The sequence below is a fragment of the Sphingomonas leidyi genome, from assembly GCF_011761945.1.
Lineage (GTDB): Bacteria > Pseudomonadota > Alphaproteobacteria > Sphingomonadales > Sphingomonadaceae > Sphingomonas > Sphingomonas leidyi.
This window is the reverse complement of the sequence record NZ_JAASQV010000002.1, coordinates 179,740-192,965: the sequence shown is the minus strand read 5'-3', so window position 1 is coordinate 192,965 and position 13,226 is coordinate 179,740. Positions and strand designations below refer to the sequence as shown.

Sequence of the window (13,226 nt, the reverse complement as noted above, 5' to 3'; positions counted from 1 at the left end):
CGAGCAAAGGGACGAGGTCGAAGATGCGCGAAGGCACGGTGCTGGTGACGGGTGGGGCAGGCTATATCGGCAGCCATGCCGTGCTGGCGCTGCTCGATGCCGGCTGGAAGGTCGTGGTGGTCGACAACCTCGTCACCGGCTTCGACTGGGCGGTCGACCCGCGTGCCGCGCTGGTGGTCGCCGACATTGCCGATGACGAGAAGGTGCGTGCCGCGATCCGCGCGCATGGCGTGATCGCGATCATGCATTTCGCCGGTTCCGTGGTGGTGCCGGAGAGCGTGACGGATCCGCTCAAATATTATCGCAACAACACTGCGGCCAGCCGCGCGCTGATCGAGAGCGCGGTGGCCGAGGGGGTGAAGCATTTCATCTTCTCCTCCACCGCCGCGACCTATGGCATTCCCGAGGTCGTGCCGGTGCGCGAGGACAGCCCCAAGCGGCCGATCAACCCCTATGGCATGTCCAAGCTGATGACCGAGATCATGCTGGGCGACGTCGCCGCGGCGCATCCGGTCAACTATGCGGCGCTGCGCTATTTCAACGTCGCGGGCGCCGATCCGCAGGGCCGCTCCGGCCAGTCGACCGCGGGGGCGACGCACCTGATCAAGGTCGCGGTCGAGGCGGCTACGGGCAAGCGCGGCCATGTCTCGGTCTTCGGCACCGATTTCGATACGCCCGACGGCACCGGCGTACGCGACTATATCCATGTCAGCGACCTGGCCGCCGCGCATGTCGATGCGCTCGACCTGCTGATCGCGCGACCGGGCGAGAGCCACATCCTCAACGCCGGCTATGGCCGCGGCTTCTCGGTGCTCCAGGTGCTCGATGCGGTCGACCGGGTCACCAATGTAACGATCGAGCGCAGGCTGGAGGGGCGCCGCGCAGGCGATCCCGATGCGCTGATCGCAGACAATGGCGCGATCCTGGCGGCGCTGCCCTGGCGGCCGAAGCACGACGACCTGGAGGGCATCGTCAAGGACGCACTCGCCTGGGAGCGCAAGCTGGCCGAGCGTCAGGGCTGAGGGCCGCGGCGGTCCAGCAGCGCCAGCTCGATCCGCCACCATAGCATCGCCCAGACGCCGCCGAACGCCCAGCCGGCGGCGACGTCGCTCGGCCAGTGCACGCCCAGATAGACGCGGCTGATTCCCACCGACAGGGTGAGGACCAGCGCGACGGCGAGCACGAAGGCGCGGATGCGGCGATCGGGCAGTACCGGGAAGAGCAGGGTGGCGAGCGTGAGGTAGACGATCGCGCTCAGCGCGGCATGGCCGCTGGGGAAGCTCTTGGAGGTCTCCTCCATCAGCCGCCCGACCAGGTCGGGCCGCGAACGGCTGACGAGTGCCTTGATCGTCTCCACGGTGAGCGAGCCGAGCGCAGTGGCGCCGACGAGGAGGAGCGCGGTGCGCAGCCGGCCGGCGAGCCAGAGGAAGATCGCGCCGACCAGCACGAGGAAGCTCAGCACCGTGGTGCTGCCCAGCGCGGTCACGTCGCGCACCGCCGAGGGCAGCCAGGCGGGGCCGATCGGATGCCCGTCCGCCCGCATTGCCAGCATGATCGCACGGTCCACTGCCGCGCCGTCGCCCTCGACCAGTTCGTGCCCGCACCAGAGCAGCGCGAGGAGGAACAGCGCGAAGCCCGAAGCGGCAAGGACCGGCCAGGGCAGGCGGCGGGAAGTGGGCGGGGCTTCGGGGTCGGGGTGCATCGGGTCCGCCATAGCCAATCCTCCCCCGGAGAGGGAGAGGGAGGATTGGGCGCCGTCAGATCTGGATGCGCGCGGTCACGCGGATGTCGCGGCCCGGCAGGGGCGCATAGTCCTTCAGCACGCTCGCGGCCCGGCGGGCCTCGACGTCGAAGATGTTGTTCGCGGAGAGCTGCAGACTGGTGTTCGAGCCAGCGCCCCAGGGCTTCCACGAGATCGAGGCGTTGACGAAGGTGAAGCCGTTGGTGGGCGTCTCGAAGGCGGAGATGCGCGTCTGGTCGAACACATGCTCCACTTCGCCGCGAAGCGTGAAGCGGTCCGAGGTCGCCTCGATCCCGCCATTGATGCGCAGCGGCGGAATGCGCGGTGCCGGGCCGGTGCCGACGATCTCGGCATGGACATAATCGGCCAGCGCGGTGGCGTTGATCGTGAAGTCCTTCACCGTCGCGATGCGGAACGAGCCCTCGGCCTCGAAGCCGTAATAGCGGGCATTTGCCTGATTGTACTGGAACACCGGCAGGTCGTCCCGCGTCGCGCCGGTCGGCGTGTCGTAGATATAGCCGGTGAACCAGTTGTAATAGGCCGCGGTCGAGAAGGCGAAGCCGTCGCCCGAGCCCTTGAAGGTCGCCTCGACGCCCCAGCTCTTCTCGGTGCCGAAATTCGGGTTGCCGATCTCGAACGCCTGCGTCCCGGCGTGCGGGCCGTCGGCGAACAGCTCCTCCGGGGTCGGCGCCCGCTCGGCGCGCGAGACGTTGATGCCGAAGCGCATGCCCTGGGCCACGGCATAGCTGGCGCCGAGCGAGGCGGAGAAGCTGTTGAAAGTGCGGTTATAGGCGGGGTTGCCGATATCGGCATCGGCCTGGGCATCGACGATGTTATGCTCGAAGCGCGCCGCCGCCTCGGCCTTGAACGGGCCCATGTCGAGCGACTGGAGCGTGAACAGGCCGAATTGCTGCGCCGAATTCTTGGGCAGGAACTTCTCGTCGCCGACCACATGCATGTCGCGCAGGCTGAACTGGCCGCCGATCATGCCTTCCCAGCCGCCGCGCGCGGTCTGGACCAGCTCGAGCCGGCCTTCATAGCCCTGATTGTAGAAGGTGGTGCCGATGGCGCCGTCCTCCGCGATCTCCGAATGCTTGTAGTCGGCCGCGGCCAGCCGCGTGCGGATCTGGCGGAAGATGCCGCCGCCGGTATCGACTTCGCCGCGGATGTCGACGCGGGTCTGCTGCGCATGGAGGCGCACCTGCTCGGCCTCGATCGACGGATCGAGCGAGTAGCGGATCGGCACGCCGTAGAAAGTGTCGAAATGGCTCACCGAGAAGCCGAGATTGTTGTTGCCGTCGATGATCGCGGCGCCGCCGGCCACGTCCCAGGTCTTGGCGGCGGTGTTGGGCACCTTGCCCTTGAGGTCGGCCAGGTCCTGGATCGCAGGATCGGCGCTCGCCGCCGCCTGGGCGCGGAGCGCGGGCGACAGGACATAGCCGCCGGTGCGCTGGTCGCCGGTCTGGGTGAAGCTGCCGTCCGCGTGGAGGACGATCTTGCTCGTCACCGGCACGTCCGCCGCGCCCGAGGCCGAGCGCTCGTCGGCGGCGCTGCCATAGCTGGCGATGCCGTCGAAATGGACCGTTTCCTGGGGCATGTGGCGCGGGATGCGGCTGTCGATCACGTTGACCACGCCGCCGATCGCCGAGGGGCCGAAGATCAGCGCGGTCGGTCCGCGCAGCACTTCGATGCGATCGGCGGTGAGCGGGTTGATGATCGGCGCGTGATCGGCCGAGGTGTTCGACACGTCGATGCTGCCGATGCCATCGGTGAGCAGCGGGGCGCGCGCGCCGATGAAGCCGCGCAGCACCGGCCGCGAGGCATTGGGCCCGAACGACGAGGCCGAGACGCCCGGCTGCTGCGCCAGCGTCTCGCCGATCGTCGGTCGCAGGTCGCGCGTCAGCTCCTCCTTGGCGAGGACGGCGGTGCCGCCCAGCACGTCGGCGGTGTTGCGGGCCCGGGTGCCGGTGACGACGATCTGGGCGCCCGGCTGGTCATGATCCTGCGGCGCCGTCGCGGCGCTGCCGGTGTCGCTCGCCGGCGCTGCGGCCACCGTGTCGCCCATATCGCTCTGGGCATGGGCGGGCAGGGCGAGCAGGGCGGCGGAACCGAGCAGCAACGGACGCAACATCGACGAATCTTCCCGAACCATGAAACTTGCCGCGTCGCGGTAGTCGCGATGATATAAGGTATCAAGTTCTTTTGTCCCGCTTACGGACCGACTGGCCGCCGCGGGCGCTTGCGGGCGGCACGGCGTCGCTCCGTCTGGGGATCGTTGCATTTGCGGAAACCTTGCGATGCCGCGCGCGCGACTAATCCGGCGCGTGCACCGCACCTAGATAGCGGCTCGTCGAACAGGAGAATTTGCAATGGCATATCTCGATAGCCGGGCCGCGCTGCTGGAAGGCATGGCCGGGGCCGTGCCGGCCGAGGCCGTGCTGAGCCCGCTCGAATTGCGCACGCTCCAGCTTTCCCAGGCGGACGGCCGTGCCTCGTTGCGCGCGCCGCACCGGATCGAGCGGCTGGGGGCGATGCTGTTCGGCTCGCGCCGGCTATCCGGCCTTGCCAACCCGCGGCTCGAGGCGCTTCGTCGCTTCGCCATCCTGTATCGGCTCGAAGGCGCGGCGATCGATGCCGGCGAGGCCATGCGTGCCGAGGCTGCGGGCTTCTCCGCCGCGACGCTGGATCGGGTTCGCCGGATCGTCGACGGCTGGCCGCGCCGTGCCGGCCCGCTGCTGCGCGCGGCATCGTTGCTGGCGGGGTTGGCCCTTGCCGCCGCGGCGGGGGCTGCGGCCTATTTCTGGCTCGCCGACGAACTGGAGCCGGCGGTGGCCGCGATCCTGCTCGGCGCCGGTGCAGTGACGCTCGCGCCGCTCTTCGCCGGCCGCCTTCGCGGCTGACCGTCATGGTATAGAACCATTATGCCAATTTTGGTCCAGTAAATTGGTATTTAAACTGGCTTGCACATAGCGAGCCAGACTGGTAGCCCACCCACATCGGCCATCAGAGCCGGTTGGGAGGATCCGTTGAGACCCTGGGCGCTGTCGATGATCATGATTGCGGTTTCCGCCCTTCCGGCGGGCGCGCGGGACATGCTTGTCCATGATCAGCAGGAATATGCCGCCGCGGCGAAGCTGCTGGCGCCGGGTGACCGCATCGTGCTCGCCAATGGCGAGTGGCGCGATTTCGCGGTGCGCCTATCGGCCACGGGCCAGGCGGACAAGCCGATCACGCTGACGGCGGAGACGCCGGGCAAGGTGATCCTCACCGGTCGGTCGAGCTTGCGCATGGCGGGCAACTGGCTGGTCGTGTCCGATCTCGTCTTCAGGGACGGCCATGGCGGCGACGAGGAGCTGATCGCCTTTCGCGACGGGGCGAAGCGCTGGGCGGAGAATTCGCGGCTGACCGGCGTGGTGGTCGACGGCTATGGCCCGCCCGACGCTGCCAGGACCGATCACTGGGTGTCGCTCTATGGGCGGAACAACCGAGTCGACCATTCGCATTTCGCCGGCAAGGCGCATGGCGGGGCGATGCTCGTCGTGGTGCGCGCGGCGAACCTGCCGCTCGAGAACCATCACCGCATCGATCACAATTATTTCGGCCCCCGTCCGCCACTCGGCGAGAATGGGGGCGAGACCATCCGTATCGGCACCAGCCAGGAATCGCAGAGCGACTCATTCACGGTGGTCGAGGACAATTTCTTCGAGCGCTGCGATGGCGAAGCCGAGATCGTCTCCATCAAGTCGGGCGCGAACATCCTGCGTCGCAACACCGTGGTCGAGAGCCAGGGCGCATTCGTGATGCGCCATGGGCACGGCAACCGGATCGAGGACAATGTCTTCTTCGGCAATGGGGTGAAGCGCACCGGCGGCATCCGCGTGATCAACCGCCGCCAGATCGTGCGGAACAACTATCTGGAGGGGTTGGCCGGCGAAGGGCCGTACAGCGCGATCTCGCTGATGAACGGCGTGCCCAATTCGCCGCTCAACCGCTATGCCCAGGTCGAGGATGCGCTGATCGCGCGCAACAGCGTGATCGACGCGGCGGCGGTGACGCTGGGCAACGGCGCGAACGAGGAGCTGTCGCTGCCGCCGATCTCGACCCGGTTCGTAGACAATCTCTTCGTCAACGCGAAGCGCGGCGATCCCTTCGTTGCCAAGGCGGACATCGCCGGAATCGCATTCGCCGGCAACGTGATGTCCGTGCCCGGCCCCGCCGCCTTGCCCGTGGCGATGGCTCGCCGGACGGTGACGCTCGCGCGCGCGGCCAATGGCCTGCTCTATCCGACCGATCCGGCACTGGCGAAACTCGGTGTCGATCGCACGCTCAAGCCCATCGCGCGCGAGGAGACGGGTGTCTCCTGGTACGCCAAGCCTGCGGCCTCGCCGCTTCCGGGAAGCCATTGATGACTCGTTTCGCGTTTCTCCTCGCCGGCACCTGTCTGCTCGGCGCGCCCGCCATTGCGCAGCCCGCGCCGGGTGCGCAGCCCACGCTGTTTCGCGCTTCCGAGATGGCGGCGACCGCGACGGAGGCCACAGCCTATCCGCTGTTCGCCGCCGAGCTGAAGCGCGTCCGCCGCGAAGTCGACAAGGCGATCAAGGCCGGCGTGGTGGTGCCCCAGCCCAGGGATCCCGGCGGCGGCTACACGCACGAGCAGCACAAGCGGAACTATACCGCCATCTATGGCGCGGGGCTCCTGTTCCGCATCACCGGCGAGCAGCGCTATGCCGATTTCGCCAAGGCCGAACTGCTCGAATATGCCAGGCTCTACCCGACGCTCGGCAACCATCCGGCGGCGAGCGACCAGCGGCCGGGTCGGCTCTTCTGGCAGAGCCTCAACGACGCGGTATGGGCGGTCTATGCGGTGCAGGGCTATGACGCGATCCGCGATACGCTGAGCGCCGACGACCGCGCGACGATCGACGACAAGGTGTTCCGCCCGATGGCGACCTTCCTCTCGGCCGGCCAGGCCGAGGAGTTCGACCAGATCCACAACCATGCCACCTGGGCCTGCGCCGCGGTGGGCATGATCGGCTACACGCTGCGCGACGCGGGTTTCGTCGAGGTGGCGCTGAAGGGGCTGAAGCGCGACGGCAAGTTCGGCTTCCTGGCGCAGATCGACCAGCTCTTCTCGCCCGACGGCTATTATGTCGAAGGGCCCTATTACCAGCGCTATGCGATGCTGCCCTTCGTGCTGTTCGCGCGCTTCATCGCGGCGAACCAGCCCGAACTGAAGATCTTCCAGCACCGCGACGGCGTGCTGCTGAAGGCGATCCGGACTTCGATCCAGACGACCTATGACGGGTATTTCTTCCCGTTCAACGACGCGATGCCGGACAAGAGCCTGAAGACCGACGAGCTCTATCAATCGGTGGCGATCGGCTATGAGGCGACCAGGGATCCGGCGCTGCTCTCGATCGCCAAATGGCAGGGGCGCACCGTGCTGACGCCCGACGGCCTGATGGTGGCGCGCGACCTGGCGGCGGGCAAGGCCCAGTCCTTCCCCTTCGCCTCGCAGTTCCTGCGCGATGGGCCCAGGGGCGACATGGGCGGCCTCGCCATCATGCGTTCGGGGCCCGCCGACACCGACCAGGTGCTCGTCGCCAAGAACAGCGCGATGGGCATGGGGCATGGCCATTTCGACAAGCTGCACTGGATTCTCTACGACAATGGCCATGCCATCGTGACCGATTACGGCGCGGCACGCTTCCTCAATGTCGAGAGCAAGGACGGCGGGCGCTACCTCAAGGAAAATGAGAGCTGGGCGAAGCAGACCGTCGCGCACAACACGCTCGTCGTGAACGAGGCCAGCAATTTCGGCGGCAAGTGGAAGGTTGGCGACAAGCTCGCGCCGAAGCAGCTGTTCTGGGCAAGCACGCCGCAGGCGACGGTGAGCACCGCCGAGATGACCGATGCCTATCCCGGGGTGCGCTATCGCCGTACGCTGGTCCAGCTGCCGGTGGACGGCATCGAGAGCCCGATGATCGTCGACCTGCTCGACGTGACCGGCGACAAGCCAGCCACCTATGACCTGCCGCTCCACTATGCCGGCCAGATCACCGCGATCGGCTTCCCGCTCCAGTCGAACGCCGCGGAGCGGCCGGTGCTCGGCAAGGCGAACGGCTATCAGCACATCTGGGTCGACGCGACCGGCGCGCCGGGGCCGGACAATGGCGCGGTTACCTGGATCAACGACAACCGCTTCTATACCTACCGCATGATCGCGCCGGCCGGCGCCAGCGTCATCCTGGGCGAGAGCGGGGCGAACGATCCCAGGTTCAACCTGCGCCGCGAGCCGCTGTTGATCGAGCGGGTGAGCGGGGCGGCCAGCGCCCGGTTCGTCAACCTGCTCGAGCCGCACGGCAACTACGACGCGGGAGAGGAGAAGACGACCGCGAGCAACAGCCGCGTGAAGGGTTTCACCCATGTCCGTACCGGGGATGCGGACGTGATCACGATCAAGCTCGCCGACGGCCGCGGCGTCACGCTCGCCATCGCCTTCTCGGCCGATGCCGGCGCCGTCCACTCGGCGACGGTCGACGGCAGGAAGCTCGACTGGAAGGGCCATTTCTCCCGGTTCGACACGGGCAAGGGGAACTGAGCCGTGGCCAAGGTCAAGGGCCTGCGCTGGCTCGTCATCGGCCTGATCGGGCTGGTCACGGTGATCAACTATATCGACCGCAACGCGCTTGCCGTGATGTGGCCGGCAGTTTCTAGGGACATCGGCGCGGGCAAGGCGGACTATGCGCTGCTCGTGACCATGTTCATGATCGCCTATGCCGCGGGTCAGTCGCTGTTCGGCAAGCTGCTCGACCGGATCGGGACGCGGATCGGCTTCGTCATCGCGATCGCCGTCTGGTCGGTGTCGATCGGCGCACATGCCCTGGTCCGCTCGCTGGGAGCGCTGCTCTGCCTGCGCGTCACGCTCGGCGTGTCGGAGGCGGGCAATTGGCCGGGCGCGGTCAAGGCCAATGCCTTGTGGTTCCCGCCGCAGGAGCGCGCCTTCGCCCAAGGCATCTTCAATGCAGGTGCCGCGATCGGCGCGATCATCGCCGCACCGGCGGTGGCCGCGCTCTACGGTGCGTTCGGCTGGCGGGCGACCTTCGTGCTGGTCGGCGTGCTCGGCCTTGTCTGGCTGGTCCCCTGGCTGTTCGTCTATCGCGCCGATCCCGATCGCCATCCCTGGCTGAGCGATGAAGAGCGCGCCCATATCGCTGCGCGTCCCGCAACGGCGGAGGCCCCGGAAGGCGCGGCGCCGGCGCCCGGGATGCTGGCGTTGCTGCGCTATCGCCAGAGCTGGGCGATCCTGCTCGGGCGCTTCTTCCTCGATCCGGTCTGGTGGCTGTTCGTCTCCTGGCTGCCGATCTACCTGGCCGAGACCTTCGGTTTCGACGTGAAGCAGATCGGCATGTTCGGCTGGGTGCCGTTCGTCGGCGCGATGCTGGGCAGTCTCCTCGGCGGCTGGTTCTCCGGCGTGCTGATCGCCCGGGGCTGGAGCGCGCTGGCGGCGCGCAAGCTCGCCATCGCCATCGGCTGCGCGATCATGCTGCCGGCGCTGCTGCTCACTGCCCAGGCCTCCACCCCGCTGGCGGCGGTGCTGCTGATCGCGGTGATCCTGTTCGGCTTCCAGGTGGCGATCAACAACATCCAGACCATGCCGGGCGACTATTTCGCCGGCGGCGCGGTCGGCAGTCTTGCCGGCATCAGCGGCACCGCCGCCGTGGCCGGCACGCTGATCACGACCTGGCTGGTGCCGGTGATGACTGCCCAGGGCTATGCGCCGATCTTCGCGCTGGCCGCGGCGATCGTGCCGCTCGCGCTTCTCGCCATTCTGATCCTCGGGCGCGGCGTGCCGCGCATCGCGGACGCAACTCTCCAGACCAAGCAGGACCCAGCATGAAATTGAAGGACAAGGTCGCCATCGTAACCGGCGGCGGGCGTGATATCGGCAAGTCGGTTTCGCTGCAGCTGGCGGCGGAAGGCGCCAGGGTCGCGGTCAACTATCGCAGCGACGCCGAGGCCGCGCAGGCGACCGTGGCGGAGATCGAGGCGGCCGGTGGCACCGCGATCCTGGTACAGGCCGATGTGACCAGGCCCGAAGACGTGTCGAGGCTGGTCGCGGAGACCGTTGCGGCATTCGGCCAGCGTGTCGACGTGCTGGTGAACGTCGCCGGCGGCATGGTCGCCCGCAAGACGCTGGCCGACATGGACGAGGCGTTCTTCGACCAGGTCATGGAGCTGAACCTGAAGTCGGCCTTCCTCGTCACCAAGGCCGTGCTGCCGCACCTGGGCGAGGGCAGTGCGATCGTGAATCTCTCCTCGCTCGCCGGCCGCGACGGCGGCGGGCCGGGCGCTGCGATCTACGCGACTGCCAAGGGCGCGCTGATGACCTTCACGCGCAGCCTGGCCAAGGAACTGGGCCCGCAGGGCATCCGCGTCAATGCGCTGTGCCCGGGGCTGATCGGCACCAGTTTCCACGACATCTTCTCCAGGCCCGAGGGCCGCAGGGCGGTGGCCGGCAACACGCCGCTGCGCCGCGAAGGGCATCCGGACGAAGTGGCCTCGGCCGTGGTCTTCCTCGCCTCGAACGACGCGTCGTTCCTGACCGGAGTGAACATGGACATCAATGGCGGGCTCGGCTTCTCCTGATCGGGGGAGGAAGCGCCGCAACCGGGAGGATGGGGAATGTTGAAGACGGCAATCATGCTGGCCGCGCTGGCGGCGCTGCCGGGGGCGGCCTTCGCCCAGGCTGCGGAGGCCCAGCCTCCGCTCGAGAAGCGGGAGAAGCGCGTCGATGCGCCGCCGATCTCCGCCTACAAGATCATCCTGGTCGGCGATTCCACCATGGCGCCCGGCAGCGGCTGGGCGTCCGCGTTCTGCGCCTATCACGTCAAGTCGAACCTCGCGTGCCTCAACCTGGGCCGTGGCGGCCGCTCGACCCGCAGCTACCGCGCCGAAGGCTCATGGGAGATCGCGATGAGCGAGGCGCGGGCGGCGGGCTATGCGCGGAAATATGTCCTCATCCAGTTCGCGCATAACGACCAGTCGACCAAGGCCGAGCGCTGGACCGACCTCGCCGACGAATTCCCGTCGAACCTCAAGCAGATGGTGCTCGACGTGCGTGCCGCGGGCGCGGTGCCGGTACTGGTTACGCCGCTGTCGCGCCGCGAATTCCGGGGCGGCCGGCTCGACAACACGCTGGCTGGCTGGGCCGAGGCCGTCCGCAAGGTCGCGCTAGAGAACAAGGTGCCGCTCGTCGATCTCAACCGCGACAGCGCCAGGGCCGTCGAGCAGCTCGGCGCGGTCGAATCGATGAAGCTGGCGATGGCCGATCCGCTTGCCGAGGAAGTGGCCGCGGCCAGGGCCGGCACCACGCTGCGCCCGCGCCCGGCGCCCGAGGCGCCGCCGTCCTCGACACTGCCCAAGACCGGCCCGCGCGGCCGGATCGCCGCCAAGTTCGACTATACCCATGTCGGCGAGGCAGGCGCCAAGGTGTTCGCCAGGATCGTCGCGTACGACCTCGCCGTCGCCATTCCCGAATTGAGCAGCCAGCTGCTCCCCTGAGCTCCGTCCCTGGGGCGCGGTTCGACTCCCTCGGCCGCGCCCCTCTTTTTCCCCGGACGCGCCTGTCCTATCGGGCTGGCCATGCACCTCACCCCCGACATCCTCGCCTTCCTCGTCACCATGGCGCTGCTCGCCGGCACGATCGACGCGATGGCGGGCGGCGGCGGGCTGATCTCGCTGCCGGCGCTGATGGCGGCGGGCATCCCGCCCGTCTCGGCGATCGCGACCAACAAGCTGGCCAGCGCCTGCGGCACCGGATCGGCGCTGTTCACCTATGCCCGTGCCGGCCATGTCGATTTCCGCCGCTTCGCCTTGCCCGCCTGCGGCGCCTTTGCCGGCGCGGCGGCGGGGGCGACGACGCTGCAGTTCATGAACCCGTCGTTCCTCACTGCCTTCGTCCCGATCCTGCTGATCCTGATGGGGCTCTATTTCCTGCTCGCCCCGAAGATGAGCGAGGCCGATCGCCATGCCCGGATCGGGCCGGCGGGGCTCACGCTGATCGTCACCGGCATCGGTTTCTATGACGGGTTCTTCGGGCCGGGCACGGGCTCGTTCTTCACCACCGTACTGGTCGCGCTGGCCGGGCTGGGGCTGGTCCGCGCGATCGGCAACACCAAGTTCCTCAACCTCTCGACCAATCTTGCCGGGCTGCTCGCGATGATCGCGGGCGGCAAGCTGCTCTGGGGGCTCGGCATCGCGATGGCATTGGCGAACATGGCCGGCAACCAGATCGGCGCGCGGCTGGCGATCCGCTATGGCGGGCGCGGGGTGCGGCCGCTGCTCGTGCTGCTTTCGGCGGCGCTGACCGTGAAGCTGCTGGCCGATCCGGCGAACCCGATCTGGCGGTGGTTCTAGCTTCCGAAGCGCGGTCAGCGCCTCACGTCCGCGCCTTCGCCCGAGAAGCCTGACACCTCTGCGCGCGAGAACAGCGCCATGTCGCCCGGCAGGCTGTGCTTGAGGCAGGCCAGCGCCAGCCCCAGCTCGGCGGCCCGCGGTGCCGAAACGCCTTCGAGCAGCCCATGCAGCACCCCCGCGGCGAAGGCGTCGCCGCCGCCGATGCGGTCGACGATGCCGGGTATCGTCACTTCGCGCGTCTGGAAGCCGGCATCGGCCGTGTCGATGCGGGCGGCGAGGCGGTGGCAGTCGCCGGTCTCGACCTGGCGGGCAGTGGAGGCGATCCATTCGAGATTCGGGAAGGCCGCGAACCCGGCCAGCGCAGCCTCGCGCCGGCGCGTCGCGCCATCGCCCGAAAAGGGCCGGTCGAGCAGCAGCGTCATGTCGCGGTGATTGGCGAAGAACAGGTCGGCCCGGCGGACCAGGCCGGTGAGGATGGCGCGTGGCTCGCCGTCCCAATTCTCCCACAGGCGTGCGCGATAATTGCCGTCGAACGACACGCGCATGCCGGCGGCCCGGGCGGCGGCCATTGCCGCGCCGGTGGCCGCGGCGAGAGCGGGGCCGAGCGCGGGCGTGATGCCCGAGACGTGGAGCCATTCGGCGCCCGCGAACGCCGCGGACCAGTCGAATGCCGACCAGTCATGCGCCGCAAACGCGCTGCCGGCGCGGTCGTAGAAGATCTCGGAGGGGCGCAGCGATCCGCCGGGGCTGAGGAAGTACAGGCCCTGGCGGCCGGGCGCGCGGAAGCTGGGAGCCAGATCCACCCCCGCGGCCGCGAGCGCACGCCAGGCGCCGTCGCCAAGACCGCCATGGGGGATCGCCGAGACCAGCGCCGTGCGGTGCCCGAGCGCGGCCAGCGCGGCGACGACATTGGCCTCCGCCCCGCCGACATGAAGGTCGAGGCCGTGCGCCTGGGGCAGCTGGACCCGGCCCCGTGTCGCAAGCCGGGTGAGCACTTCGCCGAAGCCGATGACTCGCGCTGGTCCGTCCCTGGTCGATCCGGTTGCCATCCAATCCTCCTATCCCG

At 68.6% G+C, this 13,226-nt stretch carries 11 protein-coding genes; 8 read left to right on the top strand and 3 right to left on the bottom strand.

All coding sequences use genetic code 11. The annotated features are described in order from the left end of the window. The first annotated feature begins 23 nt into the window (after positions 1-23). Positions 24-1,022: a UDP-glucose 4-epimerase GalE gene (galE, locus tag FHR20_RS10550; protein ID WP_167299617.1), complete on the top strand. Its 999-nt coding sequence runs from the start codon at positions 24-26 to the stop codon at positions 1,020-1,022. Here galE and FHR20_RS10545 read toward each other — a convergent pair. Beyond that, positions 1,013-1,714, bottom strand: coding sequence for a phosphatase PAP2 family protein (locus tag FHR20_RS10545; protein WP_167299616.1), 702 nt, complete (start codon positions 1,712-1,714; stop codon positions 1,013-1,015). The genes galE and FHR20_RS10545 overlap by 10 nt on opposite strands. A gap of 43 nt (positions 1,715-1,757) precedes the next feature. Beyond that, positions 1,758-3,872: a TonB-dependent receptor gene (locus tag FHR20_RS10540; RefSeq protein ID WP_167299615.1), complete on the bottom strand. Its 2,115-nt coding sequence runs from the start codon at positions 3,870-3,872 to the stop codon at positions 1,758-1,760. Between the two features lie 238 nt (positions 3,873-4,110). Between FHR20_RS10540 and FHR20_RS10535 the strand changes: the two genes are divergently transcribed. From FHR20_RS10535 to FHR20_RS10505, 7 genes are all read left to right on the top strand, one after another. After that, positions 4,111-4,641, top strand: coding sequence for a hypothetical protein (locus tag FHR20_RS10535; protein WP_167299614.1), 531 nt, complete (start codon positions 4,111-4,113; stop codon positions 4,639-4,641). A gap of 147 nt (positions 4,642-4,788) precedes the next feature. Next, positions 4,789-6,147, top strand: coding sequence for a polysaccharide lyase 6 family protein (locus FHR20_RS10530; RefSeq protein WP_167299613.1), 1,359 nt, complete (start codon positions 4,789-4,791; stop codon positions 6,145-6,147). Continuing rightward, positions 6,147-8,342, top strand: a complete 2,196-nt coding sequence (locus FHR20_RS10525) for an alginate lyase family protein (protein ID WP_167299612.1) — start codon at positions 6,147-6,149, stop codon at positions 8,340-8,342. Before FHR20_RS10530 ends, FHR20_RS10525 begins: the two co-directional genes overlap by 1 nt. Positions 8,343-8,345: 3 nt before the next feature. Further along, on the top strand, positions 8,346-9,641 hold the full coding sequence (locus tag FHR20_RS10520; protein ID WP_167299611.1) for an MFS transporter: 1,296 nt from the start codon (positions 8,346-8,348) through the stop codon (positions 9,639-9,641). Then, positions 9,638-10,390, top strand: a complete 753-nt coding sequence (locus FHR20_RS10515; RefSeq protein WP_167299610.1) for an SDR family NAD(P)-dependent oxidoreductase — start codon at positions 9,638-9,640, stop codon at positions 10,388-10,390. The genes FHR20_RS10520 and FHR20_RS10515 overlap by 4 nt, the downstream gene beginning before the upstream one ends. A gap of 36 nt (positions 10,391-10,426) precedes the next feature. Next, positions 10,427-11,305: a rhamnogalacturonan acetylesterase gene (locus tag FHR20_RS10510; protein ID WP_167299609.1), complete on the top strand. Its 879-nt coding sequence runs from the start codon at positions 10,427-10,429 to the stop codon at positions 11,303-11,305. Between the two features lie 81 nt (positions 11,306-11,386). After that, entirely contained in the window at positions 11,387-12,160 is a 774-nt protein-coding gene (locus FHR20_RS10505) for a TSUP family transporter (RefSeq protein WP_167299608.1), read from the top strand. Positions 12,161-12,174: 14 nt separating this feature from the next. Here the strand turns inward: FHR20_RS10505 and FHR20_RS10500 are convergent, their stop codons facing one another. Next, on the bottom strand, positions 12,175-13,209 hold the full coding sequence (locus tag FHR20_RS10500) for a sugar kinase (RefSeq protein WP_167299607.1): 1,035 nt from the start codon (positions 13,207-13,209) through the stop codon (positions 12,175-12,177). Between the last annotated feature and the right edge of the window lie 17 nt (positions 13,210-13,226).

Bases quoted from the DNA above. Each gene is read 5' to 3' on its own strand.
- galE (WP_167299617.1), top strand. From the start codon at position 24: ATGCGCGAAGGCACGGTGCTGGTGACGGGTGGGGCAGGCTATATCGGC.
- FHR20_RS10545 (WP_167299616.1), bottom strand. From the start codon at position 1,714: ATGGCGGACCCGATGCACCCCGACCCCGAAGCCCCGCCCACTTCCCGC.
- FHR20_RS10540 (WP_167299615.1), bottom strand. From the start codon at position 3,872: ATGTTGCGTCCGTTGCTGCTCGGTTCCGCCGCCCTGCTCGCCCTGCCC.
- FHR20_RS10535 (WP_167299614.1), top strand. From the start codon at position 4,111: ATGGCATATCTCGATAGCCGGGCCGCGCTGCTGGAAGGCATGGCCGGG.
- FHR20_RS10530 (WP_167299613.1), top strand. From the start codon at position 4,789: ATGATCATGATTGCGGTTTCCGCCCTTCCGGCGGGCGCGCGGGACATG.
- FHR20_RS10525 (WP_167299612.1), top strand. From the start codon at position 6,147: ATGACTCGTTTCGCGTTTCTCCTCGCCGGCACCTGTCTGCTCGGCGCG.
- FHR20_RS10515 (WP_167299610.1), top strand. From the start codon at position 9,638: ATGAAATTGAAGGACAAGGTCGCCATCGTAACCGGCGGCGGGCGTGAT.
- FHR20_RS10510 (WP_167299609.1), top strand. From the start codon at position 10,427: ATGTTGAAGACGGCAATCATGCTGGCCGCGCTGGCGGCGCTGCCGGGG.
- FHR20_RS10505 (WP_167299608.1), top strand. From the start codon at position 11,387: ATGCACCTCACCCCCGACATCCTCGCCTTCCTCGTCACCATGGCGCTG.
- FHR20_RS10500 (WP_167299607.1), bottom strand. From the start codon at position 13,209: ATGGCAACCGGATCGACCAGGGACGGACCAGCGCGAGTCATCGGCTTC.